At 62.0% G+C, this 23,090-nt stretch carries 27 protein-coding genes; 10 read left to right on the plus strand and 17 right to left on the minus strand.

Annotated elements, in window-relative coordinates; genetic code table 11:
* Positions 1–5 precede the first annotated feature (5 nt).
* Entirely contained in the window at positions 6–788 is a 783-nt protein-coding gene (locus A4A58_RS26750) for a molybdopterin-dependent oxidoreductase (RefSeq protein ID WP_192855940.1), read from the plus strand.
* Here the strand turns inward: A4A58_RS26750 and A4A58_RS26755 are convergent.
* On the minus strand, positions 775–1,962 hold the full coding sequence (locus A4A58_RS26755) for a YbfB/YjiJ family MFS transporter (protein WP_068737910.1): 1,188 nt from the start codon (positions 1,960–1,962) through the stop codon (positions 775–777). The two genes, A4A58_RS26750 and A4A58_RS26755, sit on opposite strands and share 14 nt — an antisense overlap.
* 138 nt (positions 1,963–2,100) lie before the next feature.
* On the opposite strand from A4A58_RS26755, the gene leuB reads away from it, so the two are divergent.
* Positions 2,101–3,213 carry a 3-isopropylmalate dehydrogenase gene (leuB, locus tag A4A58_RS26760; RefSeq protein WP_068737911.1) on the plus strand — a complete coding sequence of 371 codons (1,113 nt, stop codon included), beginning with the start codon at positions 2,101–2,103 and terminating at the stop codon, positions 3,211–3,213.
* Between the two features lie 75 nt (positions 3,214–3,288).
* On the opposite strand, the gene A4A58_RS26765 is transcribed toward leuB, so the two are convergent.
* Positions 3,289–3,666: a hypothetical protein gene (locus A4A58_RS26765; RefSeq protein WP_068737912.1), complete on the minus strand. Its 378-nt coding sequence runs from the start codon at positions 3,664–3,666 to the stop codon at positions 3,289–3,291.
* Between the two features lie 186 nt (positions 3,667–3,852).
* On the minus strand, positions 3,853–4,656 hold the full coding sequence (locus A4A58_RS26770) for a hypothetical protein (RefSeq protein ID WP_068737913.1): 804 nt from the start codon (positions 4,654–4,656) through the stop codon (positions 3,853–3,855).
* A 115-nt stretch (positions 4,657–4,771) separates the two neighbouring features.
* On the opposite strand from A4A58_RS26770, the gene A4A58_RS26775 reads away from it, so the two are divergent.
* On the plus strand, positions 4,772–5,806 hold the full coding sequence (locus A4A58_RS26775) for an aspartate-semialdehyde dehydrogenase (RefSeq protein ID WP_068737914.1): 1,035 nt from the start codon (positions 4,772–4,774) through the stop codon (positions 5,804–5,806).
* A gap of 58 nt (positions 5,807–5,864) precedes the next feature.
* On the opposite strand, the gene A4A58_RS26780 is transcribed toward A4A58_RS26775, so the two are convergent.
* Positions 5,865–6,500 (minus strand): carbonic anhydrase, encoded by a 636-nt coding sequence (locus tag A4A58_RS26780; protein WP_068737916.1) that lies wholly within the window; start codon positions 6,498–6,500, stop codon positions 5,865–5,867.
* Positions 6,501–6,709: 209 nt separating this feature from the next.
* Between A4A58_RS26780 and A4A58_RS26785 the strand changes: the two genes are divergently transcribed.
* Positions 6,710–7,588 (plus strand): HpcH/HpaI aldolase/citrate lyase family protein, encoded by an 879-nt coding sequence (locus A4A58_RS26785; RefSeq protein WP_068737918.1) that lies wholly within the window; start codon positions 6,710–6,712, stop codon positions 7,586–7,588.
* 239 nt (positions 7,589–7,827) lie between these two features.
* Here the strand turns inward: A4A58_RS26785 and A4A58_RS26790 are convergent, their stop codons facing one another.
* From A4A58_RS26790 to A4A58_RS26800, 3 genes are all read right to left on the minus strand, one after another.
* Positions 7,828–8,619, minus strand: a complete 792-nt coding sequence (locus A4A58_RS26790; protein WP_068737920.1) for a hypothetical protein — start codon at positions 8,617–8,619, stop codon at positions 7,828–7,830.
* A 21-nt stretch (positions 8,620–8,640) separates the two neighbouring features.
* Positions 8,641–9,246: a 3-isopropylmalate dehydratase small subunit gene (gene leuD / locus A4A58_RS26795; protein ID WP_068737922.1), complete on the minus strand. Its 606-nt coding sequence runs from the start codon at positions 9,244–9,246 to the stop codon at positions 8,641–8,643.
* A gap of 71 nt (positions 9,247–9,317) precedes the next feature.
* Positions 9,318–9,719 carry a metallopeptidase family protein gene (locus tag A4A58_RS26800; protein WP_068737923.1) on the minus strand — a complete coding sequence of 134 codons (402 nt, stop codon included), beginning with the start codon at positions 9,717–9,719 and terminating at the stop codon, positions 9,318–9,320.
* A 176-nt stretch (positions 9,720–9,895) separates the two neighbouring features.
* Here A4A58_RS26800 and A4A58_RS26805 point away from each other — a divergent pair, with 176 nt between their 5' ends.
* From A4A58_RS26805 to A4A58_RS31210, 4 genes are all read left to right on the plus strand, one after another.
* Positions 9,896–10,213, plus strand: coding sequence for a hypothetical protein (locus A4A58_RS26805; protein WP_244499879.1), 318 nt, complete (start codon positions 9,896–9,898; stop codon positions 10,211–10,213).
* Positions 10,214–10,448: 235 nt separating this feature from the next.
* On the plus strand, positions 10,449–10,739 hold the full coding sequence (locus tag A4A58_RS26810; protein WP_068737928.1) for a hypothetical protein: 291 nt from the start codon (positions 10,449–10,451) through the stop codon (positions 10,737–10,739).
* 161 nt (positions 10,740–10,900) lie between these two features.
* The gene (locus tag A4A58_RS26815; RefSeq protein ID WP_081422085.1) at positions 10,901–11,347 is read left to right on the plus strand and encodes a hypothetical protein; all 447 of its coding nucleotides are present in this window, start codon (positions 10,901–10,903) and stop codon (positions 11,345–11,347) included.
* A gap of 245 nt (positions 11,348–11,592) precedes the next feature.
* Positions 11,593–12,327: a hypothetical protein gene (locus tag A4A58_RS31210; protein WP_204378208.1), complete on the plus strand. Its 735-nt coding sequence runs from the start codon at positions 11,593–11,595 to the stop codon at positions 12,325–12,327.
* Positions 12,328–12,431: 104 nt separating this feature from the next.
* Here A4A58_RS31210 and A4A58_RS26825 read toward each other — a convergent pair whose 3' ends face one another.
* The 7 genes from A4A58_RS26825 to A4A58_RS26855 form a co-directional block, all read right to left on the minus strand.
* Entirely contained in the window at positions 12,432–13,601 is a 1,170-nt protein-coding gene (locus A4A58_RS26825) for a winged helix-turn-helix domain-containing protein (protein WP_068737932.1), read from the minus strand.
* Positions 13,602–13,754: 153 nt separating this feature from the next.
* Positions 13,755–13,964: a hypothetical protein gene (locus A4A58_RS26830; RefSeq protein ID WP_068737934.1), complete on the minus strand. Its 210-nt coding sequence runs from the start codon at positions 13,962–13,964 to the stop codon at positions 13,755–13,757.
* Positions 13,957–14,295, minus strand: coding sequence for a hypothetical protein (locus tag A4A58_RS26835; protein ID WP_139069952.1), 339 nt, complete (start codon positions 14,293–14,295; stop codon positions 13,957–13,959). The genes A4A58_RS26830 and A4A58_RS26835 overlap by 8 nt, the downstream gene beginning before the upstream one ends.
* A gap of 271 nt (positions 14,296–14,566) precedes the next feature.
* Positions 14,567–15,982, minus strand: coding sequence for a 3-isopropylmalate dehydratase large subunit (gene leuC / locus A4A58_RS26840; RefSeq protein ID WP_068737938.1), 1,416 nt, complete (start codon positions 15,980–15,982; stop codon positions 14,567–14,569).
* 353 nt (positions 15,983–16,335) lie between these two features.
* On the minus strand, positions 16,336–16,737 hold the full coding sequence (gene rplS / locus A4A58_RS26845) for a 50S ribosomal protein L19 (protein ID WP_068737940.1): 402 nt from the start codon (positions 16,735–16,737) through the stop codon (positions 16,336–16,338).
* A gap of 120 nt (positions 16,738–16,857) precedes the next feature.
* Positions 16,858–17,610, minus strand: a complete 753-nt coding sequence (gene trmD / locus A4A58_RS26850; RefSeq protein WP_068737942.1) for a tRNA (guanosine(37)-N1)-methyltransferase TrmD — start codon at positions 17,608–17,610, stop codon at positions 16,858–16,860.
* 55 nt (positions 17,611–17,665) lie between these two features.
* Complete coding sequence (locus A4A58_RS26855; RefSeq protein WP_068737944.1) at positions 17,666–18,100, minus strand: winged helix-turn-helix transcriptional regulator; 435 nt, start codon at positions 18,098–18,100, stop codon at positions 17,666–17,668.
* A 131-nt stretch (positions 18,101–18,231) separates the two neighbouring features.
* Here A4A58_RS26855 and A4A58_RS26860 point away from each other — a divergent pair, with 131 nt between their 5' ends.
* Complete coding sequence (locus tag A4A58_RS26860; RefSeq protein ID WP_068737946.1) at positions 18,232–19,101, plus strand: SDR family oxidoreductase; 870 nt, start codon at positions 18,232–18,234, stop codon at positions 19,099–19,101.
* Between the two features lie 3 nt (positions 19,102–19,104).
* Here the strand turns inward: A4A58_RS26860 and rimM are convergent, their stop codons facing one another.
* From rimM to ffh, 3 genes are read right to left on the minus strand one after another with little or no spacing between them, the layout of a single operon-like run.
* Positions 19,105–19,629 (minus strand): ribosome maturation factor RimM, encoded by a 525-nt coding sequence (gene rimM, locus A4A58_RS26865; RefSeq protein WP_068737948.1) that lies wholly within the window; start codon positions 19,627–19,629, stop codon positions 19,105–19,107.
* A 6-nt stretch (positions 19,630–19,635) separates the two neighbouring features.
* A complete protein-coding gene (gene rpsP, locus A4A58_RS26870) occupies positions 19,636–19,968 on the minus strand; it encodes a 30S ribosomal protein S16 (protein ID WP_068737950.1) in 333 nt (110 codons plus the stop codon).
* A 49-nt stretch (positions 19,969–20,017) separates the two neighbouring features.
* The gene (gene ffh / locus A4A58_RS26875) at positions 20,018–21,535 is read right to left on the minus strand and encodes a signal recognition particle protein (protein WP_068737952.1); all 1,518 of its coding nucleotides are present in this window, start codon (positions 21,533–21,535) and stop codon (positions 20,018–20,020) included.
* Between the two features lie 345 nt (positions 21,536–21,880).
* On the opposite strand from ffh, the gene A4A58_RS26880 reads away from it, so the two are divergent.
* Entirely contained in the window at positions 21,881–22,945 is a 1,065-nt protein-coding gene (locus tag A4A58_RS26880) for an MBL fold metallo-hydrolase (protein WP_068737954.1), read from the plus strand.
* The last annotated feature ends 145 nt before the right edge of the window (positions 22,946–23,090 follow it).

Here is a 23,090-nt window from a genome sequence, read left to right on the forward strand (position 1 = left end):
CGACTATGATCAGGAAACTCCGCTCCCTCATCATTCCCGGCATCGACAAGGATCTCCTCGTCAAGGACGCCACGAAATTGATGCCAGACCTGTCGCGCCGCCGCTTCATCGCGTCGGGTGCGAGCTTTGGCGCACTGACGCTGCTTACCGGCTGCGATGTGAGCGACAGTCTCTCGGCCGAGAACCTCCTGACACATATGTCGAAGTTCAACGACATGGTACAGGCTCGAATCTTCAATCCGAATACGCTGGCGCCGACCTATTCCGAGAAGGACATCAAGCGTCCATTTCCGTTCAACGCCTTCTACGCCGAGGATGACGCACCGGATGTCGACGGCAAGGAATGGAAGCTTGAAGTCTCCGGTCTGGTCCAGAACAAGAAATCATGGACACTGGACGAACTGCACAAGCTGCCGGAAGTATCGCAGATCACCCGCCATATCTGCGTCGAAGGCTGGAGCGCCATCGGCTCCTGGCAGGGCACACCGCTGCGCGACTTCCTGAAGCTGGTCGGTGCGGACACTAATGCAAAGTGGGTCCATTTCCGCTGCGCCGAAGACTATACGAGCTCACTCGATATGCCGACGGCGATGCATGCGCAGACGCAGATGACCTTCAAGTTCGACAATCAGTTGCTGCCGCGGGCCTATGGCTTCCCGATGAAGATCCGCGTACCGACCAAACTCGGCTTCAAGAATCCGAAATACGTCGTCGCGATGGAAGTCACCAACGACTACAAAGGCGGCTATTGGGAAGATCAGGGCTATAACGATTTCAGCGGGAGCTGATCGGCTTCTGAAACATCGACATCGCAGCGCCAATCGCGAGCGTTGCCGCCGAGACCACCAGCGCCGACGTCAGACTCCCCGTCGCATCCGTAATGGCGCCCACCGCAATCGGGCCCAGGGTCTGGCCGATGCCGAACACAATCGTCACCGCTGCGATGGCCTTCGACCATGCCGCGCGGGGATAGTTGAAGCGCACGAAGGCCGTGGTCGCCGCAACCACCGCGAAGAATGCAACGCCGAAAATGGCGGCAGAGATGCCGAGCACCACAGGCGAGTGGCCGAGCAGCGGCATCGCTGCGCCCACCGCATTGGTGCCGAGAATGATTGCCATCGCGCGGCCGCTCTGGCCACGCGCCAGCACGCTACGCCATAGCCAGGGCGACGCGAAAGAACTGACGCCGATCAGGCACCAGAATGCGCTTTGTGCCAAAGCGCTGCCGCCGCCATCGCGCACATAGGCAATCATGAAGGTCATGTAGGCGATATAGCCGGCGCCAAACATGAAATAGGCGATGAGGTAAATCCATATCGGACGGAGCGCGAGCGGCGCTTCCTCGATCTCCGATGTGTCATCGGATGCATCGACACGCGGCCGCAACAGCGGCAGGCCGATCACGACCGATACGAGCCCGAGAACCAACCAGACGATCCACCACGAGCCCGGACCAAAGCCCTGCAGCACGAACGGCGCGATAAGACCGGACAGGAGGATGCCCATACCAGGCCCGGCATAAAACAGACTGAGCAGATAGGACGAGCGTTCGGGATAAGCGAGGCCGATGGTGGCGGCGAGCGCGCCACCGGCGACGAACGAGACTGCCGCGCCAAAGCCGGTGACCAGCCGCGCGATGCTGAGCAATGCAAAGTCCGCCGTGACGCCGCAAATGATGAGCGACAAGATGCAAGCAAGCGTGCCGCCCTGAATCACTGCGATCAAACCGAAGCGCCTGCCGAGCCCGGCTGCGACCAGTGCGCCGGCGAGATAGCCCGCGGCATTGACGGTATTCATGAAGCCGGCAGCCGAATAGGTCCACTGCAAGCTGTCGCGCATATCGGGCAACACCAGCGAATAGGCAAAGCGGCCGATGCCAAGCCCGATGGCCGGCGCGAGCGACAGGACGAGAATCAGCAACGCCGGGTTACGGCGCGTCGGGAAAGGCTCTGGTGACGTCACGGGGATCTCCGCTGCGCCGGCAATGTCGCAGGTTTCACGGAAGCCGCAATCATCCCTTCGGCAACACTGTCTTGCCATTCCTGCAACGACGTTTTAGCACTCGCCGCAATCAATAACGGATTGCAAGGGCACTTGATTATGGCAACGCACAAATTGCTGCTTCTCCCCGGCGACGGCATCGGTCCCGAAGTGATGGCCGAGGTGAAGCGCCTGATCGACTGGATCGATGCCCAGGGCATCGCCAGGTTCACGATCGAGAACGGCCTGGTTGGCGGCGCCGCCTATGATGCCGACAAGCTCCCCATCACCGATGCCACCATGGCCAAGGCGGATGCGGCCGACGCCATCATCTTCGGCGCCGTCGGCGGCCCGAAGTGGGACAGCGTGCCTTATGAGCATCGCCCCGAGGCCGGCCTGCTGCGCCTGCGCAAGGACCTCGGCCTGTTCGCCAATCTTCGCCCTGCGGTTTGCTATCCGGCGCTGGCGGAATCATCGAGCCTGAAGCGCGAGGTGGTTGAAGGCCTCGACATCATGATCGTGCGCGAGCTCACCGGCGGCGTCTATTTTGGCGAACCGAAGACCATCACCGATCTCGGCAACGGCCAGAAGCGCGCCGTCGATACACAGGTCTACGACACCTATGAAATCGAGCGCATCGCGCGCGTCGCTTTCGATCTGGCCCGCAAGCGCCAGAACAAGGTGACGTCGATGGAGAAGCGCAACGTCATGAAGTCGGGTGTGCTCTGGAACGAAGTCGTCACGCAGGTCCACGGCCGCGAATACAAGGATGTCACGCTCGAGCATCAGCTCGCTGACTCCGGCGGCATGAATCTCGTGAAGTGGCCAAAGCAGTTCGACGTCATCGTCACCGACAACCTGTTCGGCGATATGCTCTCCGACATCGCAGCGATGCTGACCGGCTCGCTTGGCATGCTGCCCTCGGCCTCGCTCGGCGAAGTCGATGCCAAGACCAAAAAGCGCAAGGCGATGTATGAGCCGGTGCACGGTTCGGCGCCGGATATCGCCGGCAAGGGCATGGCCAACCCGCTGGCCATGATCGCCTCCTTCGGCATGGCGCTGCGCTATTCGCTGGAGATGGGTGAGTTGGCCGACAAGGTTGACCAGGCCATCGCTGCGGTTCTCGCGAAGAGTCTGCGAACGGCGGATATCAAGTCGGAAGGCGCGACCGTTGTCAGCACATCGGGCATGGGCGAAGCGCTGCTGAAGGAATTGCAGGCGCTGCACGCTTAAGCGCACTCGAACCTTTCCCCTGAACAAAAAATGCCCGGCTCAGCCGGGCATTTTCGTATCGATATATCGCTGCGCTCAGTAGAGCGGGAAGCGCTCGGGATAGCCGCCGAGATCCCACTGCGAGTTGAGCGGCTGGCGGTCCAGCGGACGGTTGTTGTTGTCGCGGGCGAAAGAGTAGCCGGGCGGATAGGCGTAATCCGTGAACTTGCGATCACCCGGGAGCACTTCGACGCCGGCATCGAGCCAGGAGCGACGCGTCACGTAAACGCGGGTGCGGCCCTGCTGATAGGACACGTTCGGGCCGCGCGCGCCATAAATAGCGTCACGGTCAGAGACACGAACTTTCTTCTTGGTGGCGGCGTCGGCCGGAGACGCGGCAACGGCGGTCGCGATGACGGCAACCGTCGCGAACAACATGGCGAGAGTTTTCGCGGCGGGGAATTTCAAGGTCATCAGGTCCTCATTGCAGTCAGAAGATCGGCGTTCAAAAACCGAGTCGGCAAATCCGATTTGCGGTCAATTTAGCTGGCCGGGGTATCCGGCCACAAGGTCTATCCGGCCACAGTTGCCGATATAATGCGCGGTATGGCCGAATGTTGCATGTAATCCAAGGTCTTGGTCCTGCCCGTCACTAAGAGGTTACAGGCTGCCGCGCAGCTGCGGGTTCTGGGCGCCCGTGACCCAATCGGCTGAAGTGGCCGACAGTGCCGCGCCACTGATGCAGCCGGCCCGCTTCAAATCTGCCTGGGCAAAGGCCTCCTGCAGCCGGGGTTCATTGCCCGCGGTCAGCAGCACCAGCCGGTTCAGCGTGCAGGCGATCGTCGCCCGCCGCGCCGGCAGGCCGTCGCCCTGGCACGACCAGCCGGAAATCCTGAGATTGGCCACCTCCAGCGTCTTCATGAAGCCGAGGCAGCGCTTGCTGTCTTTCAGCCGGTCCGCAAAGCCCATGAGGGCGACCGGCCCGAATTTAGTGTCGATGATGCCCTCGCCCACCATCTCCCGGATGCCGCCGGGGTCCATGCGGCCCGCGATGTCCGCCGCTGGCGGACCTGCCCGCTCGGCCTCGGCACCAGGGCGATACAATTCCAGCTCGGCCACTGGGGGCTCCCCGGGCGACGCCCAGCGCAGGATGTCCTTTCGACCCCCGTCGGGATGCCTCATGATCTCGTAAGACGCTGTTTTACCTGACGAATCGAACTGACTGACGGCAAAAGCAGGATGGGAGCGGCTGGCGACACTCCAGCCAGCCTTGGCGGTTGGTTTGCTGCTAAGGTCGAATTCCAGTCCGTCGAAAACCGTAACCGCGGCCATGACTACCAACGCCAGCGCACCCATATAGGCGAGCAGACGCACGGCGATGGCACCGCACTCGTCGGCAAAGCTGTGCAGGGCCGGATGGACACTGCGCGATTTTGGGTGGTGTGAAACCGGAATTGAACGCATCAACACACGCAAACATGCTTAGGACGTTGTCTTTGCGGCGTTTCTCGCATAGAAGCGCGGCTCTTCCCTTTCCGCGGTAGGCGGAGGTGAAGCATTTTTCTTCGGAGAGTGAACGATGGGTTACAAAGTCGCGCTGGTCGGAGCGACCGGCAATGTCGGGCGTGAAATGCTCAGCATTCTGGATGAACGTAAATTCCCCGCTGACGAGGTCGTGGCGCTTGCGTCCCGCCGCAGCATGGGCGTTGAGGTTTCCTTCGGCGACAGAACCCTGAAATGCAAAGACCTTGCGACCTATGACTTCAGCGACGTCGACATCTGCCTGATGTCGGCCGGCGGAGCCGTGTCCAAGGAATGGTCGCCGAAGATCGGCGCGGCCGGTGCCGTCGTGATCGACAACTCGTCGACCTGGCGCATGGATCCGGACGTGCCGTTGATCGTGCCGGAAGTGAATGCCTCGGCCGTTGATGGCTTCACGAAGAAGAACATCATCGCGAACCCGAACTGCTCGACTGCGCAGCTCGTGGTGGCGCTGAAGCCGCTGCATGACAAGGCGACCATCAAGCGCGTCGTCGTATCGACCTATCAGTCGGTATCGGGCGCGGGCAAGGATGCGATGGACGAGTTGTTCTCGCAAACCAAGGCCGTCTACACCAACAGCGAGCTGGTCAACAACAAATTCCCGAAGCGTATCGCCTTCAACGTCATCCCGCAGATCGACGTGTTCATGGAGGACGGCTACACCAAGGAAGAGTGGAAGATGATGATGGAGACCAAGAAGATTCTTGATCCCAAAATCAAAATGTCCGCGACCTGCGTGCGCGTGCCGGTGTTCGTCGGCCACTCGGAAGCGGTCAACATCGAATTCGAGAATCCGATCTCGGAAGATGAAGCCCGCGACATCCTGCGCAACGCGCCAGGCTGCCTCGTGATCGACAAGCGCGAGCCCGGTGGCTACGTGACGCCTTACGAAGCTGCAGGCGAAGACGCCACCTATATCAGCCGTATCCGCACGGATTCGACGGTCGATAACGGTCTGGTTCTTTGGTGCGTGTCGGACAACCTGCGCAAGGGCGCGGCGCTCAACGCCGTACAGATCGCGGAATGCCTGATCAACCGCAAGCTGATCACGGCGAAGAAGAAGGCCGCGTAAGCGGACCTTCGATCTCCAACAATCAAAAGCCGGATGCTCAGCATCCGGCTTTTTTGTTTTACGCCACCGGCCGAAACTCTTTCGCGGCCTGATCGAGCACGGACAGCGAGCCGACAGCGACACCGAAGTAAGCGCCGTGCAATTCCAGCTCGCCGCTCTCGACCTTGCTGCTCACGAACGGGAACGTCATCAGGTTTTCCAGACTGCGGAACACGGCGGCCTTCTCGATACGGGTGACGAAATCCTGAAACGCCTCGTGCTCGCGGATCTCAACCTTCTCGTCGGGCTTGATGAACATCGACATCCAGCGGCCGATGAAGTCACCCGGTGATAGCGGCGCCGCATTGTCGACGAAAGCGCGGATGCCGCCGCATTGCGCGTGGCCGAGGATCACGATGTGCTTCACCTTCAGGACCTGCACCGCATATTCCAGTGCCGCCGAGACGCCGTGGGCACCGCCGTCGGGCTGATAGACCGGCACGAGGTTGGCGATGTTTCGCACCACGAACAGTTCGCCGGGCGAAGCATCGAAGATGACCTCCGGCGACACGCGCGAATCGCAGCAGCCGATCACCATGACTTCCGGCGACTGGCCCTTTTCCGATAATTCGCGGAAGCGCGACTGCTCGGTCGGCAATCGCTCCGACGTAAAGGTCTGGTAACCGGCAATGAGCTGCTTCGGAAATGATGTCATGGTCTGCCTCGTTCGGAGCATGATCCCGAAAAGTGGATACCGGTTTTCGCCGACAAACGGGGTCGTTTGTCGAGAGATCACGCTCAAACATACGGTCCCCACGGATAACCATAGGACGCCCGCGCGAACAAGCCTTCCGGGCGGCGGGCTGAAATGTTATCGCGGATGCCTGAATAACGAACAGGCCATAACCACAGGGAAATGACGCCATGATCCGTCCGCGCCGCAGCCATTTGTTCATGCCCGGCTCGAACCCCCGCGCGCTGGAAAAGGCCCGTACCGTGGCCGCTGACGGCATCATCCTGGATCTCGAAGACGCCGTGGCGCCGGACGCTAAGGGAACGGCGCGCGACGCCATCGCGCAGACGCTCGCCTCCGGCGGCTTCGGCAAGCGCGAGGTTATCATCCGCATCAATGCGCTGGATTCGCCGTGGTGGATCGACGACGTGACCATGGCCGGCAAGGCCAAGCCCGATGGCATCCTGGTGCCGAAGATTTCCAGCGTCGAGGATCTCTCAGCCGTTGCTGATCGGCTGAGTGACATTGGCGCCGACATGTCGATCAAGGTCTGGGCCATGATCGAGACCTCGCGCGCCATCCTGCATGCAGAGGAACTCGCGGCCGCCTCGCGCGATTCCGAAAATCGCCTGGCCGGCTTCGTGTTCGGCCCCAACGATATCGCCCGCGAGACCCGCATCCGCATGATGCCCGGCCGCGCGGCGATGCTCCCGATGATTACCCATTGCGTGCTGGCGACGCGGTTGCATGGTCTCGAAATTCTCGATGGTCCCTACAGCAATTTCAGCGATACCGAGGGCTTCATCGCCGAAGCCGAACAGGGCCGCGACATCGGCTTCGACGGCAAGACGCTGATCCATCCAAGCCAGATCGAAGCCTGCAACAAGGTGTTCACGCCACCGGACGACGAAGTCGCCCAAGCCCGCCGCATCATCGCCGCCTTCGAACAGCCGGAAAACGCTAAGCGCGGCGCGATCCAGCTCGACGGCAAGATGGTCGAGCGCCTGCATGCGGACATGGCCAAGCGCACGATCGCGATTTCGGACGCGATCGCAGCGATGGGGAGCTAGTGCCAGTCAGCAACGACGCGCTTCCTTCACCCTCCCCCTTGCGGGGAGGGTGGCGCGTTGCGAGCGCAGCGAGCAGCGCGACGGGTGGGGTGCCACAGGCGATGCTCTCACGTGTGGCACCCCCACCCCGGCCTCCACCTGAACGATGCTTCGCATCGTCAGGTGGAGGCCGACCCTCCCCGCAAGGGGGAGGGATACCGCGGGCCGTTGCGCGAAATTTGTAGATTCAAAGGCTGATACTAACGTGCGCCGACCCGCTCCGTCGCCCACGCGTAAAAGCTTCCCGGCACCGGCGCTTCTTTGCCGCGCCCCTTCGGCGAGATGTGAAAGCCCAATATCCCGGGATCGCCAATCAGCCCCTTAAAATTCGACGGCTCGAAGAACAACTTCGGTTCCGCGTGAATCGAATAATACGATTTCCGCGGCAGCGCGTGATGCTGCGAGCCGTGGCGCTTCGCCAACGCTGTGAGCGATGCCGGGCCGAAGATCGCGACGCGGACGTCGCTGGCGCGCTTCGAACTGTCGCGCCATTTGCGCCAGGCAAAAGAGAGACGATGGCGCAGCGACATCCAGTCGGGCGTCAGTTCGTCCTGCTTGATCAGCGCTTCGAAGGCCGTGACGATCGGATCGTCCGGCGGCAGATACAGCACCGAATTGCCGAGTTGGCGTCGCTTCTCCCAGGCAAAATAAGGTTCTGCGGAATCGATCTCGATGGGCTTCAGCAGCAGCACATCCGCATCGAGCCAGAGGCCGCGACCTTCGGCCATTAGCCGGATGCGAAAGAAATCGCTGAACTGCAGCGGGGTCCAGCCGACCCACGCGCCATCGGGGCCTGAAGGCCGCAGCCGCTCGGCAAAGGCGCGCGGCAACACGGCTTCCGCATCGGCATTGCTCACGCCATCCGGCAGGTCGGGTATCGGTGCAAAACTGTAGAGCGTGACGCGGTGGCCGGCTTCGACCTGCGAGCGCAGGCACAGCCTGCGCAGCGCATCGAGCGGGCCTTCCCAAAAGGTGACGACGTCAGGAATCACGCGTCACCTTCCGAAGTGAGATCAGGCCCAGGCGCGCGCGGTCTTGAGCTTCTCTTCGTAGCTGTCGATGGAGGCCTTCTTCTCCAAGGTCAGGCCGATATCGTCGAGACCGTTGAGCAGGCAATGCTTGCGGAACGGATCGATCTCGAACTTCACCGTGCCGCCATCAGGGCCGCGGATTTCCTGGTTCGGCAGATCGATGGTGATGGTCGCATTGGCACCGCGCTCGGCATCGTCGAACAGCGCATCGAGATCCTTCTGCGAGACACGGATCGGCAGCACGCCGTTCTTGAAGCAGTTGTTGTAGAAGATGTCGCCGAACGAGGTCGAGATCACGCAACGGATGCCGAAATCCAGCAGCGCCCAGGGGGCGTGTTCGCGCGACGAACCGCAGCCGAAATTATCGCCGGCGACCATGATCTTGGCATTGCGATAGGCCGGCTTGTTGAGCACGAAGTCCGGGTTCTCGCTGCCATCGTCGAGATAGCGCGCTTCCGCAAACAGACCCTTGCCGAGGCCGGTGCGCTTGATGGTCTTGAGGTACTGCTTCGGGATGATCATGTCGGTATCGACATTGATCACCTTCATCGGCGCCGCGACGCCTTCCAGCGTGGTGAACTTGTCCATGGCAAAGGTCCTCGATTGAGCCGGCTTTTTAGCCCGATCGGGCGGCCCGTCCAAGGGTGATTTATGCAGGCCTAATCCGCGACGCCAGCCTCGATCGCCTCCATATCGTCGTCCGACAGCCCGAAATGGTGCCCGATCTCGTGGATCAGCACGTGACGGACGATATGGCCGAGGGTGTCGTCGTGTTCGGCCCAGTAATCCAGGATCGGCCGGCGATACAGCCAGATCATGTTGGGCAACTGGCCGGTATTGTCCTGGCTCTGAAACGGCAGGCCGACGCCCTGGAACAGGCCGAGCAGATCGAATTCGGTCTCGGCCTGCATCTCCTCCAGCACCTCGTCCGTCGGGAAATCATCGACCCGGATGATCACGCCCGCGCAGAGCTTGCGGAAGTCCTCCGGCAGGAGGGCGAGCATGGCATGGGCCATGTCCTCCATTTCGGCGAGATCGGGTGCTTTTGCCTGGTGCCACATGTTTCCCTGTCTAGCCAATTCCCGTGACATGGCAATGCGCCGGTACAGCGCGCGCACGGGCGGTTGACGGGCGGGCGTCAATCGGAGACTTTGCGGCGTTCTTTTGAAGCATGATCTCTCGACAAACGAACCCGTTTGTCGGCGAAAACCGGCATCCACTTTTCGGGATCATGCCTATGGCGGTTTGGGGCGTTACGATGCGGATCATGATGGCGGCACTGGGATTGGCGGTTGCGCTCGGCGGTTTGCCGATGACGGACACCGCACGGGCGCAGACGGCCATGCAGGTCGCGCAATCCGGCGACAGCGTTCAACCTCGCCGTGCCCGCCCGCGCGTTCGCATCTATCGCACCCCGGACGAACGCGGCGTCTATCCCAGCTACAATCCCGGCCCGAATGCGGTGCGCGATTGCACCGCCAATCTGGTGCAGGAATATCGCCCGAGCGGCACCGTGATCGTGCCGCGGATGAACTGCTACTGGCGCCGCGGCTGAGCCGACACTTCATACTTTATTGGAATGACGTCAGGCCGAGACTCTGCAACTGCAGAGATGGCGTTCGCATGCGCTGACTTTCGTTCCAGCGATGCGTCACAAAACCCTGCGACATATCGCACCGAGCATATTCACATCGCGTTCACCTCCTGCGCCCTAGCGTCATGCACATGGGCGATGATCCATTCGTGAAGCTGCATCTCGACATGAACGCAGCAGACTCAGGAGAGAACACGTGAACGTGAAGAAATTTTTCAGCCTTGCCGCCATCGCAGGATTGTTGTTCGTCGCAGCGCCGACGCAGCAGGCCAACGCCGTCTCGCTGAACAGCCCGGGCATCGCATCGTCCGTACAAGGCGGTGAGAAGCTGATGACCGAGGTGCAGTATCGTCATCACCACAATCGGGGCTATCGCGGGCACCACGGCATGCGTCGCCATCACGGCTGGCATCGTCCGCATCACATCCGCCGCCATCATGGCTGGCACCGGCCGCACCATGTGCGTCGTCACGGCTGGCGCTACTGAGTCTCTCTGAAGTCTAAACAGGCGTGCGCAAGCGCGCCTGTTTTCTTTGACGAGATGTTGATCGCGTCTCTCTGTCGCGGGAAATCATTGCACCTATATGCGTTATGGGGTGAAGGCGACGAAAGACGATCGAAGGAAAGCGATCGAGGCAAGGAAAAATCATGAAGAACTGGGTAGGCGCAGCCATGCTGGCTGCAACACTTTCACTCGGTGGCGCATTGACCAGCGCCCCCGCAATGGCTGACGCACAGACGCCTCAAAAGGCTGCGGCAGACAACAAGGCAAAGGCGACGGACTTCAGCGCGCAGCGGCGCCATCGTCACTTTCACCACCGCCATCATCACTTCGGCCATCGGCACTACGGGTATCGCAGCTATGACGGCCCGCGCTATGGCTACGGATACGGCTATCGCCCGTACCGCTCCTATTACGGCCCGGCCTATTACGGACGCCCCTACGCTTATCGGCCCGCTTACTACGGCGGATACGGCTACCGGCCCTACGGCTATTACGGCGGTTATCGTCCCTACGGCGCCTATGGTTATGGACCGGGCGTCGGTTTCGGCGGGGGCCCGCTCAGCGTCGGCTTCAGCTTCGGCCGCTGGTAAATTCCAGGATCTCCAGACGACATCGACAGGCGCCCTTTGCGGCGCCTGTTTTTTTGTGCGCGCCGCACGGCTTCCGCCTGCGTCATTCATGACGCGTTCAGATCAGCATCCTTAATTTTCGGTCAAGGCGACACAACTCACATCGAACGACACTGCGCAGATGCACCATCTGCGCCAACGCATCGTTGCGTCATCGATGTGTCCTGAATGTTCCAGGCGACATTGACCGAGGGAGGATGTTTCCAATGACAAATGTTCAAGGCCTCACAAGAGGCCCGGGTATCAGGCAATTGGTCGTGCGCTCGTTCGGCGTCGCCGCCGCAACCGCGATGATGATGTCGCTGGCACCATCGGCGCGCGCGGTATCGCTGATCAATCCCGGTGCGGCGCCCGCCGCGAAGCAGGCGAATGACGCCCTGCTCACACAGGTCCAGCATCGCGGTGGACGTGGCGGCGGCGGCGGTGCACCTCACGGAGGTGGAGGTGGCTTCCGCGGCGGTGGCGGCGGCGGCGGCCACGCCTTTCATGGCGGAGGCGGAGGCGGCGGCGGATTTCGCGGCGGCGGCCTGCCGGCATTTCGGGGTGGCGGTGGTGGCGGAGGCTTCCGGGCCGCAGCGCCTGCGTTCCGCGGTGGTGGCGGTTTCCGTCCGGGCCCGGCCTTTGTCGGCGGCGGCTTCCGGCGCGGACCCGCATTCCATGGCGGAGGCTATCGCTACGCGGCGCCATTGATCGCGCGTCGTCCCTATTACGCACCCGCGCGTTACTACGGCGCCCGCCATTACGGCTACCGCCGTCATTTCCGCCCACGCTTTTACGCCTATGCGCCGAGCTATTATTACGGGCCACGCTACTACCAACCGCGACGCTTCTGCCGCATCGTCTGGACCTATTACGGCCCACGCAAGATCTGCCGCTATCGCCCCTGGCATCACCGCCACTGGCACTACCGGCATCACCATCGCTTCAATGTGTATTGGTGAGATCGACGTTCGTTACCACACGCACCGTCATGGCCGGGCTTGTCCCGGCCATCCAGCGAAGCTCGCTTCGCATCGCCCGCGCATGACGACCGAGTGTTAGTCGTTCACTCCCCCAACTGAAACGCCTCGAACCGTCCGAGCTCTTCCTCGATCCGCCGCTTCCATTCCTTGCGCGGCGTCTTCGGCTTGGCGCCCTCACCGACCCAGCTCCATTGCTGCATCAGCAATTTGCGCTTCTGCCGATCGGTCTTGAGATCGACCGCAGCCACGATCTGGTCGTCCACCAGTACCGGCAGCGCGAAGTAACCGAGCTGGCGTTTTTCCTTCGGCACATAGGCCTCGAAGCGATGGTCATGCCCGAAGAACAAATTAGTCCGCTTGCGCTGGATCACGAGGGGATCGAACGGCGACAGCACATGCACCAGCCCGGCCTCGCCTTCGCTGACGTCTTCGAGCGCCGTGGGCGTCGTCCAGTGCTCCTGCTTGCCGGCGCCATCGAGTGCAACGGCCACCAACGCGCCTTTGCGCACGCGCCCCTCGATCAGCTTGCGTATGCCGGCCTTGCTCGGTGCATCCAGATGGCAGATCGAATCCAGACTGACGATGCCCTGCGACCGCAGCGCCCGATCCAGCAGATAGGCGAATTTCTCCGTAGCGCTCGCCGCTTTCGGCAGCGTCTCCCAACCGAAATGCCGCAGCAGAAGATCATAGGTCTTCAGCATACCCTGCCGTTCCGAGATCGTGAGGTGCCCCTCATAGAACGCAAGCTGCAGCGCCCGCTTTGACGGCTTGCGGCTAGCCCATTCGTGATCCTTCTCGCGCAGGACATCGTCATCGATATCGCGGATCGACAACGGGCCGGCTTTCGCCAGCCGCATGACCTTGCGCTTGTCCGCCGGCGTCACCGAGGCGAACCAGCCATGGCCCTCACGGCGATAATATTTCATGTCCGGCACGAAGAAGCCGATGTCATCGGTCGGCACATAGGCTAGCGCGTGGGTCCAGTATTCGAACACGCTCTTGTCATGGGTCTGCGCCTGCCTGAGATCCGCGCGCTTGTAGTTTGGTATGCGCGAAAACAGGATGTGATGATGGCTGCGCTCGATCACGTTGATCGTATCGATCTGCACATAGCCGAGATGCTGGACCGCAGCCTTCACAGCCTCCGCCCCGTCGCCGAACGGCGCACGCGCATCGAGCCCCTGCGCGCGCAACCAGATGCGGCGAGCCGTCGTGTTGGTCAGTGCGATGGGTTTGACGGGTGCGCGAGGCATGGACCGAGAATTTGCCAGATTCGGCCGCGTCGTGCGAGACTATACCTCCGGGATCGTACCGATAAGCCGGCGATCCGGGCCTCAACGACAGCGCTTAGCGGCAGGCGCGCCATTTGGCATGACGCGATCTGCGACTCTCTAGTCCGCGCCTGGCTATTTGACTTTCTTTGCGGCCAGCTGCATGCGGCTCGTCAGATCGAGCTTTTCGGCAAGCTGCTTTTTGGCCTCGATCTGCATTTTGCTCGTCAGCGACGCCTTCTCGGAAAGTTGGCGTTTCGCTTCGAGTTGATGCTTGGAGACGGTCTCGGCCTTGGCGATGAGCTGCTTCTTTGCTTCGAGCTGCATTGACGATGTGTCAGACATTGTCGCTCTCCTTGTTCAAGCCTGGGACGTGAACTCTGACGAATGCGATTTGCTCATCGGTAAGACCGCTGAAGAGATTTTCTGGCGTGAGTTCACTCGGCGCGGTCTGGCAATCCTTGGTCAGGCTGGGATCCTCGCCATCCACGACAAGCGATACCTGATGTTCGAAACCCGCCTGACACAGGTTTGAGAGTGCACAGGTCGCACAAGAGCCCCGATCGCGTCGCGCGCTCAGATAGCCTTTGACAGAGATGCAGAACTCTTCGAACTCCGGACCATCGTAGAGTAGGCGCGGATCGACATTGAAGCCGTGGGCAGAGCCGTGAGACATGCAGTTCTCCGCAGGCCATTGTTCGAAGCTCATTCGCATGATGCCTCGGGCCAGGAAGAAACACAACCTTCGCGTTTATGTTGCGAGAATATATCTTTAAATGGGTAAGCGTGATTGCCTAATCACAGACATACGCCCGTTCTTGTGACACGACCAGATCCAACGCGCCCGGCAGGCACCTGACTGATATCGCATCAGGCGCAACGATCACGTCACATCCGATGCGACGCCGCATCATGCCTGGAATGGCGCTGTCGTCAGCGAGGACGGATTATCGCCACTCTCTGATATCGACAAAATGTCCCGCGATCGCGGCCGCAGCCGCCATCGCCGGCGATACCAGATGGGTGCGGCCCTTGTGGCCCTGACGGCCCTCGAAGTTGCGGTTCGAGGTGGCCGCGCAGCGTTCTTCCGGCGCCAGCTTGTCGGGGTTCATCGCCAGGCACATGGAGCAGCCGGGCTCGCGCCATTCGAAGCCGGCCTTCAGGAATATCTTGTCGAGGCCTTCGGCTTCCGCCTGTTCCTTCACCAGACCGGAGCCCGGCACGATCATCGCCGAGACATGGCCGTTGACGGTCTTGCCGTCGACGACCTTGGCCGCAGCGCGCAAATCCTCGATGCGGCCATTGGTGCAGGAGCCGATGAAGACGCGATCCAGCTTGATGTCGGTGATTTTGGTGCCCGCGGTCAGGCCCATATAGGCCAGCGCGCGCTCCTTGGAGAGGCGCTTGGCTTCATCGGCGATATCGGCGGGATTCGGCACCTTTCCGGTGATCGAGATGACGTCTTCCGGCGAGGTGCCCCAGGTGACGATGGGCGGCAGCTTGGCGGCATCGAGACGGATCTCGTGATCGAAATGCGCGCCTTCGTCGGAGCGCAGTGTTTCCCAGTAGCGCACTGCCTGTTCCCACATCTCGCCTTTCGGCGACATCGGGCGACCTTTCAGGAATTCATAGGCCTTCTCGTCCGGCGCGATCAGGCCGGCGCGGGCGCCGCCTTCGATCGACATGTTGCAGACCGTCATGCGGCCTTCCATCGACAGCGCACGGATCGCCTCGCCGGCATATTCCAGCACGTAGCCGGTGCCGCCGGCTGTGCCGATCTCGCCGATGATGGCCAGGATGATATCCTTGCCGGTGACGCCGTCGGGCAGAATGCCGTCGACGGTGACGCGCATGTTCTTCGCCTTCTTCTGGATCAGCGTCTGCGTCGCCAGCACATGTTCGACTTCTGACGTGCCGATACCATGCGCCAGCGCGCCGAACGCACCATGCGTCGAGGTGTGGCTGTCACCGCAAACGATCGTCGTGCCCGGCAGCGTGAAGCCCTGCTCGGGGCCGATGACATGAACGATGCCCTGACGCTTGTCGAACTCGTTGTAATATTCGATGCCGAATTCGCGCACATTCTCGGCCAGCGTCGCGATCTGCTCGGTGCTTTCCGGATCGGGATTGGGCTGCGTGCGATCGGTGGTCGGCACGTTGTGATCGACCACGGCGAGGGTCTTCTCAGGCGCATGTACCTTGCGGCCGGTGATGCGCAAACCTTCGAAAGCCTGCGGGCTCGTGACTTCATGCACCAGATGGCGATCGATATAGAGCAGCGCCGTGCCGTCATCGGCTTCATGCACCAGATGATCGTTCCAGATCTTGTCGTACAGGGTAGTCGGTTTTGCAGAGTCGGTCATGAGATCAGGCCTCGAAAGAAAACGGTGGGCCAGTTGCGTGCTGCTGAAAGCGGGGCCGGTTTGACGGCGCGAGACACGCGACTGAAAAATGGCGGTCAGAGAGTAGGCGTCAGAGCTTTCGAAGCGCGGCCACGACAGACGTCGTGAAGCGCCCGAAGAAGCGCCCGGGCAGCCGGCTGTGATCGTCGATGACGATGCGAAGCGCGTGCTGGTGCAGATCTAGAAGCATTCCAGTAATATAGCACTCGGGTTCAATTTCGCCAATGCGGCGAAGGTATGCGAGCTCCGCACAACAAAAAAAGCGCGGCTTGCGCCGCGCTTTTCGTCTCGCACAATTTGATGGTGCGGAAAGCTTACTTGGCAGCAGCCGCAGCAGCAGCGACCTTGGCCGGACGCTCGGTCTTCTTCTCGGTGATGCGGGCCGACTTGCCGCGCAGATCGCGCAGGTAATAAAGCTTGGCGCGACGCACCTTGCCGCGGCGCACGACCTTGATGGAGTCGATCATCGGGGAGAGCAGCGGGAACACGCGCTCGACACCCTCGCCGTAGGAGATCTTGCGAACGGTGAAGCTCTCATTGATGCCACCGCCGTTGCGGCCGATGCAAACGCCTTCATAGGCCTGCACGCGGGAACGCTCGCCTTCGACAACCTTCACGTTGACGATGACGGTGTCGCCGGGACCGAATTCCGGAATCGACTTGGTGGCGGAAAGGCGGTCGAACTGCTCTTTTTCAAGCGTCTGGATAATGTTCATCAAAATCTCCATCGGCGGCGCGCCCAGACATTGCGCGGGCTGCGCTCGAAACTTTTACCCTGCCAGTGCACGGATTTGGCGCTGCTATACGGGAAAGCAAAGCCGTTGTCACCGTCTGTGTCACTCGCCCGTCGTGATTTTTGGCGGTTTTCGTTTTCTGCCCGATTCCGGAGCTTTCGGACGCGCTGCCCACAGATCGGGCCGCCGCGCGGCAGTCAGCGCCTCGGCCTCGGCGAGCCGCCATTTGGCGACCTTGGCGTGGTCGCCGGAGGTCAGCACATCCGGGATCTGGCGGTCCTCGAACACCTGCGGGCGGGTATATTGCGGGTATTCCAGTAGCCCATCGGAAAAGCTCTCGTCGGTCCCCGAGGCCAATTTACCCATCACCCCCGGCAAAAGCCGCACACAGGCATCAATCAGCGTCATGGCTGCGATTTCGCCACCGGACAGCACATAGTCGCCGATCGAGACTTCCTCGAGCCCACGGGCGTCGATAACGCGCTGGTCGACGCCCTCGAACCGGCCGCAGACGATCAGTGGGCCGGGACCGGCCGCGAGTTCGGCGACCCGCGCCTGGGTCAATGGCCGACCGCGCGGGCTCATCACCAGCCTGGGACGATCCTGCGCATCGACCGCATCGATCGCCGCCGCCAGCACGTCGGCACGCAGCACCATGCCCGGCCCGCCGCCGGCGGGCGTATCATCGACGCTGCGATGCTTGTCGGTAGCCGAGGCGCGAATATCCCGCGCGTCCAGCGCCCACAGGCCGGAGGCCAGCGCCTTGCCGGCAAGGCTGATACCGAGCGGCCCGGGAAACATCTCGGGAAACAGCGTCAGCACCGTCGCGCGCCATGGTGTGGGTTCGGAAGTCATGGCTCTCCATCGCGCGTCCGGCGCGAGGCGTCAAACCCCCGGGAGGATCACCAACTCAGGCCGCCGACATCTGCTCGCTGGTGTCGCCGGCGTCGAACGCCGCGCGCGCGGCCTTGATCTCGGCAAAGCTGCGCTCGGCCCAGTCGATCAGGCCAGCCAGTGGCCCGAGCGCCGACTGCCCCAGCGGCGAGAGACGATATTCGACCGACGGCGGCTTGGTGGGAAACACATGGCGGGTGACCAGCCCGTCGCGCTGCAGATCGCGCAGCGACTGCGTCAGCATGCGTTTGGAAATATCCGGCACGGCGCGATGCAGCTCGCTGAAGCGGCGCGGCTTGGCAGCCAGAGCCACGATCAGCAGCGATGTCCATTTGTCGCCTATACGATCCAGCACGTTGCGCACCGGGCAGGCGTTAGCGTCGAAGCCCCGCGCCTGCCATTCGTCGAATTGGGTGGCCAAGGGCGTCTTTTGGGGAGGGGCGACGGGCATCAGAGGTTCCTTCCGGCCGACTGCAGGTCACTTCCAAGTAACCTGGCGAGAAAAACCTGCCTCCTTACGGAAACGGCAGGCGGTCTCTATTCAATACCTGTGTTCAATCAGAGACCATACAGGATCCCGCCATGTCGAACCACCGTATTCTCGTCACCGCCGCCGGCGGCCAGCTCGGCCGCCTCACCATCGACGCCCTGCACAAACTCGTCCCGGCCAGCCAGATCGTCGCCGGCCTGCGCGATCCGGCCAAGGGCGCCGATCTCGCCGCCAGGGGCGTCTCGGTCGTCGCCGCCGACTACAGCAAACCGGAGGCGCTGGACGCCGCCCTCAAGGGCATCGACCGCCTGCTCCTGATCTCGTCGAATGAACTGGGACAGCGCGTGGTGCAGCACCGCAATGTCATCGACGCAGCGAAGCGCGCCGGCGTGAAGCTGATCGCCTATACGAGCGTGCTGCGTGCGGATACCTCGAAGCTTTCAGTCGCGAAAGAGCATCTGCCGACCGAAGAGTTGATCCGCACCTCCGGCATTCCCTTCGTGCTGCTGCGCAACGGCTGGTACACAGAGAACTACACGGCATCGATCCCCGCGGCACTGGCGCACAATGCGCTGATCAGCAGCGCCGGCGATGGCCGCATCGCGTCGGCAACGCGTGCGGACTATGCGGCGGCAGCCGCAATCGTGCTGACATCGGCAGATGAACATGCAGGCAAGGTCTATGAACTGGCCGGCGATCAGGCTTACACGCTGGAAGCTTTCGCAGCGGAGATCACAAAGCAGTCCGGAAAGACTGTCGCCTATGTCCGCCTGCCGGAAGCCGACTTCAAGGCGGCGCTGCTCGGTGCGGGGCTTCCATCAGAACTCGCGGAGCTGATTGCGACGTCGGATACGGCGGCAGCGGATGGCGCGCTGTTCGACGACAGCCGCACGCTCGGCAAGCTCATCGGACGACCGACCACGCCGTTTGCCGAGACGATTGCTGAAGCGTTGAAAGTCTGATCGCTATGCCGCGGTCGGATCGTCGCCGATGATCTCACCGGGCAATTCGATCACGACCTTGCCGGCAGCTATATCGACGGTCGGCACCACCGCGTTGGTGAATGGCAGCAACAGGGTCGCGCCTTCGGGCGGCGCGATCTCGATGATATCGCCGGCGCCGAAATTATGGATGCCGACGACACGGCCGATTGCATCGCCCGCGGCATTGACCGCAGCGAGACCGATCAGATCGGCGTGGTAATATTCATCGTCTTCGGTGTCGGGCAGCGCATCGCGCGCCACATATAGCTCAACGCCATTGAGGCGCTCGGCATCTTCGCGAGACGCAACACCCTTCAGCGTCGCGACCAGATGGCCCTTGGCCTCGCGCACGTCATCGACCTCAAAGCTCCGCTTGCCGTCCTTGGTGGCAAGCGGACCGTAGTCGAGCACGGCGAATGGATCTTCGGTGAAGGTCCACAGCCGGACTTGACCGCGCACACCATGCGGCGCGCCGATGCGCGCGACGCAGATTTGCGCGGTTGGCACTCCGCCTTACTTCTTGGCTGCGGCTTCAGCGGCGGCCTTGCGTTCCTTGCGCGGCACGGCCTTTTCCGGATTGTTGCGGGCTTCGCGCTTGGCAACGCCGGCGGCATCGAGGAAGCGAGCGACGCGATCCGACGGCTGCGCGCCCTTGGCGATCCAGGCCTTGGTCTTGTCGAGGTCGAGCTTCAGGCGCAGCTCGTTGTCCTTGGCGAGCAGCGGATTGAAGTAGCCGAGACGCTCGATGAAGCGGCCATCGCGCGGAAAACGCGAGTCGGCGACGACGACGTGATAGACGGGGCGCTTCTTGGTGCCTGCGCGCGCGAGGCGAATGACGACGGACATGGGATTCTCCTAAGTATGTTCGATTTGAATGTGAGTTGAATTGATCGCGTTATTTCTTTTTCCCGAGACCGGGAAAGCCACCGAGTCCCGGCAGCGTCGGTTTGCCCAGGCCCGACAGGCCCGGGAAATCTTTCGGCAATGACGGCATGCCCTGCGGCATCCCGCCCGGCATCTTCTCGGCCATCGCCTTCATCTGTTCGGGCGACGGCATGCCACCGCCACCGAAGCCCATGGCCTGCGCAATGCCAGCCATCGGGCCGCGCTTGCCGGAGCCCATGGCCTTCATCATGTCGGCCATGTTCCGGTGCATTTTCAACACCTTGTTGACTTCCTCGACCTTGAGGCCGGCACCGGCAGCAATACGCTTTTTGCGGCTGGCCTTGAGAAGGTCGGGATTCTTGCGCTCCTGACGCGTCATCGAATCGATGACGGCGATCTGGCGCTTCACCACGCGGTCATCGAGACCAGCGGAGGCGATCTGGTTCTTCATCTTGGCGATGCCGGGCATCATGCCCATCAGGCCGGAGAGACCGCCCATATTGGTCATCTGGATCAGTTGCTCACGCATGTCGGTGAGATCGAACTGGCCCTTGCGCATACGCTCTGCGGTGCGCGCAGCCTTTTCCGCATCGATATTCGCAGCCGCGCGCTCGACCAGCGAGACGACGTCGCCCATGCCGAGAATGCGGCCGGCGATGCGGCTCGGATGGAAGTCTTCCAGTGCATCGGTCTTTTCACCGGTACCGATCAGCTTGATCGGCTTGCCGGTGACGGCGCGCATCGACAGCGCAGCACCGCCGCGGCCATCGCCGTCGACGCGCGTGAGCGCGATGCCGGTGAGGCCGACGCGTTCGTTGAAGGAGCGTGCGAGATTGACAGCGTCCTGACCGGTCAGCGCATCCGCGACCAGCAGCACTTCATGCGGCTGCGCGATGGCTTTGATCTCGATCGCTTCCGACATCATCTCTTCGTCGAGCGTCGTGCGACCGGCGGTGTCGAGCAGCACCACGTCGTAGCCGCCGAGCTTGGCCGCAGACAGCGCGCGCTTGGCGATCTCGGCGGGCTTCTGGCCTTCGACGATCGGCAGTGTCTGGATGTCGAGATCGCGCCCGAGCACCGCGAGCTGCTCCATGGCAGCTGGACGATAAACGTCGAGCGACGCCATCAGCACCTTGCGCTTGTCGCGCTGGGTGAGACGACGCGCGAGCTTCGCGGTGGTGGTGGTCTTACCCGAGCCCTGCAGACCGACCATCATGATGGCGACGGGCGGGACAGCCTGAAGATCGATTCCGCCTTCGCCATCGGCGCCGAGGGTCGCGACCAGCTCGTCATGGACGATCTTGACGACCATCTGGCCCGGCGTGACCGACTTGACGACGGTGGCGCCAATGGCCTGCTCACGCACGCGATCGATGAAGGAGCGGACCACGTCGAGCGAGACGTCGGCCTCAAGCAGCGCGCGGCGCACTTCGCGCATCGCGGCATCGACATCAGCCTCGGACAGCGCACCGCGTCCGGTGAGCCGGTCGAGAATTCCGCCAAGTCGTTCCGACAGATTGTCGAACATCGCTGCTTCGCTTCCGATATCGCCATCCCTGTGATGACGAAGAACCAAACACTTTTGCGCCCGAGGGCGCATCGCGCTGTCGGGCGTTGACCTCCGGTCTCCAGGACCGGTCGGCGGGTCGAAAAGAGAACTTTTCGAGAATTGGTGGGGACTTACAGCGCCGGGGCCCGGCGAGTCAAGGAAATATGGCCGCCGCGCCGTCGCTGGAAACGGCAACCCGTTCAAGATGCAAGGCATTTTCTGCGGCAAGCGATTAAATTGACAATAGGCAATTGGATTTCTGCACGAGCAGGCCTAGATGTGAGTGATCGCTCACCTCAGTTCCCTTTTTCGCCCCTCGGTTTCATGACCATCACCCGCCGCAAGCTTCTCGCATCCGTCGGCGGCCTCGCCGCAGCGGCGGGGCTGTCGGCCATCTGGGCTTCCCGCATGACCAATTATGACGGCCCCGTCTCCGATCACTTCGACGGCAAGATCTTCTTCGATCCCGATGGCGCGCCGCCGAGGTCACTCGGCGAAGTGCTGCGCTGGCAATTCGGCGGCGGCCGTACGCGCGAGGTCTGGCCCGACTGGGTCGAGAACGAGTTTGCCGATACGCCGCCGGCCAAGGTCGAAGGTACGGGCGTTCGCTTTAGTTACGTGGGTCACGCGAGCTGGCTGATCCAGACCGCCGGGATCAACATCCTGTTCGATCCGGTGTGGTCCGACCGTGTCTCGCCATTCTCGTTCGCCGGCCCGAAGCGCCACGCCGCACCCGGCATTGCGTTCGACAAGTTACCGAAAATCGACATCGTGCTGGTGTCGCACGGTCACTACGACCATCTCGATCTTCCGACACTGTCGAAACTATCGGCTAAATTTGCGCCGCGCGTGATCACGCCGCTCGGCAATGACGTCACCATGAAGAGCGCCGACAGCACGATCAAGGCCGAGGCCTATGACTGGACAGATCGCGTCGAGCTCGGCAACGGCATCGCCGTGACACTGGTGCCGACGCGGCACTGGACCGCGCGCGGTCTGTTCGATCGCAACAAGTCGCTCTGGGCGAGTTTCGTGCTGGAGACGCCGGCGGGCAAGATCTACATCGTCGGCGATTCCGGCTATGGCGACGGCCTGCACTTCCGCCGCGTGCGCGAGACCCATGGTGCTATCAGGCTCGCGATCCTGCCAATCGGCGCCTATGAGCCGCGCTGGTTCATGAAGGACCAGCACATGAATCCGGAAGACGCCGTGAAGGCCCTTGGCGATTGCGGAGCGCAGCAGGCGCTGGCCAGCCATCACTCGACGTTCCAGCTCACCGATGAGGCGATTGACGGACCGGTGAAAGGATTGGCTGCCGCATGCAGCGCGGCGGAATTGCCCAACGAGAAGTTTATGGCGCTGAAGCCGGGACAGGTGGTGGAGATTTAAACTGTCGTCCCCGCGAAAGCGGGGAGGTGGATTCCCACTCGAAGTGCAACAGCTGTCGAGCAAAGAGCTCAGCGGGGGTGTGCCAGTCAAGGCACTTTCGGGGTGTGCTGTTGTAAGCCAGAACGGCATCAGCAAGATCCTGGGG

The organism is Tardiphaga robiniae (assembly GCF_001618955.1).
Classification (GTDB): Bacteria; Pseudomonadota; Alphaproteobacteria; order Rhizobiales; family Xanthobacteraceae; genus Tardiphaga; species Tardiphaga robiniae_A.

Excerpts from the sequence above, each read along its gene's own strand:
- leuB (WP_068737911.1), top strand. The coding sequence starts at position 2,101 with ATGGCAACGCACAAATTGCTGCTTCTCCCCGGCGACGGCATCGGTCCC.
- A4A58_RS26750 (WP_192855940.1), top strand. The coding sequence starts at position 6 with ATGATCAGGAAACTCCGCTCCCTCATCATTCCCGGCATCGACAAGGAT.
- trmD (WP_068737942.1), bottom strand. The coding sequence starts at position 17,610 with ATGACTTCCGAACCCACACCATGGCGCGCGACGGTGCTGACGCTGTTT.
- A4A58_RS26815 (WP_081422085.1), top strand. The coding sequence starts at position 10,901 with ATGAAGAACTGGGTAGGCGCAGCCATGCTGGCTGCAACACTTTCACTC.
- A4A58_RS26780 (WP_068737916.1), bottom strand. The coding sequence starts at position 6,500 with ATGACATCATTTCCGAAGCAGCTCATTGCCGGTTACCAGACCTTTACG.
- A4A58_RS26775 (WP_068737914.1), top strand. The coding sequence starts at position 4,772 with ATGGGTTACAAAGTCGCGCTGGTCGGAGCGACCGGCAATGTCGGGCGT.
- rpsP (WP_068737950.1), bottom strand. The coding sequence starts at position 19,968 with ATGTCCGTCGTCATTCGCCTCGCGCGCGCAGGCACCAAGAAGCGCCCC.
- A4A58_RS26835 (WP_139069952.1), bottom strand. The coding sequence starts at position 14,295 with ATGTCTCACGGCTCTGCCCACGGCTTCAATGTCGATCCGCGCCTACTC.
- A4A58_RS26765 (WP_068737912.1), bottom strand. The coding sequence starts at position 3,666 with ATGACCTTGAAATTCCCCGCCGCGAAAACTCTCGCCATGTTGTTCGCG.
- A4A58_RS26800 (WP_068737923.1), bottom strand. The coding sequence starts at position 9,719 with ATGTGGCACCAGGCAAAAGCACCCGATCTCGCCGAAATGGAGGACATG.
- leuC (WP_068737938.1), bottom strand. The coding sequence starts at position 15,982 with ATGACCGACTCTGCAAAACCGACTACCCTGTACGACAAGATCTGGAAC.
- A4A58_RS26830 (WP_068737934.1), bottom strand. The coding sequence starts at position 13,964 with ATGTCTGACACATCGTCAATGCAGCTCGAAGCAAAGAAGCAGCTCATC.
- leuD (WP_068737922.1), bottom strand. The coding sequence starts at position 9,246 with ATGGACAAGTTCACCACGCTGGAAGGCGTCGCGGCGCCGATGAAGGTG.
- ffh (WP_068737952.1), bottom strand. The coding sequence starts at position 21,535 with ATGTTCGACAATCTGTCGGAACGACTTGGCGGAATTCTCGACCGGCTC.
- A4A58_RS26825 (WP_068737932.1), bottom strand. The coding sequence starts at position 13,601 with ATGCCTCGCGCACCCGTCAAACCCATCGCACTGACCAACACGACGGCT.
- A4A58_RS26785 (WP_068737918.1), top strand. The coding sequence starts at position 6,710 with ATGATCCGTCCGCGCCGCAGCCATTTGTTCATGCCCGGCTCGAACCCC.
- A4A58_RS26770 (WP_068737913.1), bottom strand. The coding sequence starts at position 4,656 with ATGCGTTCAATTCCGGTTTCACACCACCCAAAATCGCGCAGTGTCCAT.
- A4A58_RS26880 (WP_068737954.1), top strand. The coding sequence starts at position 21,881 with ATGACCATCACCCGCCGCAAGCTTCTCGCATCCGTCGGCGGCCTCGCC.
- rplS (WP_068737940.1), bottom strand. The coding sequence starts at position 16,737 with ATGAACATTATCCAGACGCTTGAAAAAGAGCAGTTCGACCGCCTTTCC.
- A4A58_RS26805 (WP_244499879.1), top strand. The coding sequence starts at position 9,896 with ATGGCGGTTTGGGGCGTTACGATGCGGATCATGATGGCGGCACTGGGA.
- A4A58_RS26855 (WP_068737944.1), bottom strand. The coding sequence starts at position 18,100 with ATGCCCGTCGCCCCTCCCCAAAAGACGCCCTTGGCCACCCAATTCGAC.
- A4A58_RS31210 (WP_204378208.1), top strand. The coding sequence starts at position 11,593 with ATGACAAATGTTCAAGGCCTCACAAGAGGCCCGGGTATCAGGCAATTG.
- A4A58_RS26860 (WP_068737946.1), top strand. The coding sequence starts at position 18,232 with ATGTCGAACCACCGTATTCTCGTCACCGCCGCCGGCGGCCAGCTCGGC.